The 531-nt window shown below is 63.3% G+C and carries 1 pseudogene; it reads right to left on the reverse strand.

Annotated features, from left to right (window positions below):
• A pseudogene (locus tag PZH32_RS11200) lies at nucleotides 1–321 on the reverse strand (peptidylprolyl isomerase); the annotation flags it as partial.
• Nucleotides 322–531: the final 210 nt, after the last annotated feature.

Raw genomic sequence — 531 nt, forward strand, 5'->3', positions numbered from 1 at the left:
GGGGTTGGTGGTGTACTCCTCTTTGATGGAGTAGCCGGGGTTGTCGGTGCCGAAGGGGGCGAAGCCGGGGGCGCGGCCAGCAGCCACCTGCTCGGGCGTGGCCTCGCGGGTGTTGGGGCAGCCGCCCTGAATGACAAAGCCGGGCACGTAGCGATGGAACTTCAGGCAGTCCTAGAATCCCTTCTGGGCCAGCTCGACGAAGGTGCCCACGTGGATGGGGGCGTCGTGGCCCGCCAGCTGCACGCGAACGGTGCCCTTCGAGGTGTTGATGACGGCGATTTCCTGGCCCGTGGGCTGATATTCAGGGGTGTAGAGAGCCATGGGGCTCCTCCTTTTCCGTTAGAGGCCCGCTGCGCGTGAGCGCTGACCGGGTCGTTCGGTTCATTGCATACGGTGATTAATTCTAACAGGTTAGCCGCTGACGCGCTCGAAAATGCTAACCACTTCCACATAGTAGGTCTGGGGAAACAGGTCGACGGGCGTGGCGCGCACCAGCCGATAGCCCTCCTGCTCGAAAAGCGCCACATCGCG

The organism is Adlercreutzia equolifaciens (assembly GCF_029076695.1).
Classification (GTDB): domain Bacteria; phylum Actinomycetota; class Coriobacteriia; order Coriobacteriales; family Eggerthellaceae; genus Adlercreutzia; species Adlercreutzia equolifaciens_A.